This window comes from Pseudoalteromonas sp. SR43-2 (assembly GCF_014163885.1).
Classification (GTDB): domain Bacteria; phylum Pseudomonadota; class Gammaproteobacteria; order Enterobacterales; family Alteromonadaceae; genus Pseudoalteromonas; species Pseudoalteromonas distincta.
On record NZ_JACJED010000067.1, the window covers coordinates 1 to 227 of the forward strand.

Consider the following 227-nt stretch of genomic DNA (forward strand, 5'->3'; position numbering starts at 1 on the left):
ACTATTTTTTCCGGCTCAATCGCCTCTTTTCAGGCACACTTATATTAATTTTTTAGGATACATATTATGTCTAATACAACTACTGGTTCAGTAAAATGGTTTAACGAAGCAAAAGGTTTTGGTTTCATCGAGCAAGAATCTGGTCCTGATGTTTTCGCACATTTCAGCGCAATCTCTGGCGACGGTTTCAAAACTTTAGCTGAAGGCCAACGTGTACAGTTTACTGT

At 38.3% G+C, this 227-nt stretch carries 1 protein-coding gene; it reads left to right on the plus strand.

Going from position 1 to position 227, the window contains the following annotated elements; translation table 11 throughout:
* Positions 1–66: 66 nt before the first annotated feature.
* Positions 67–227: cold-shock protein (locus tag H5120_RS20110; RefSeq protein ID WP_182675890.1), on the plus strand; the 161-nt coding region annotated here is incomplete at its 3' end.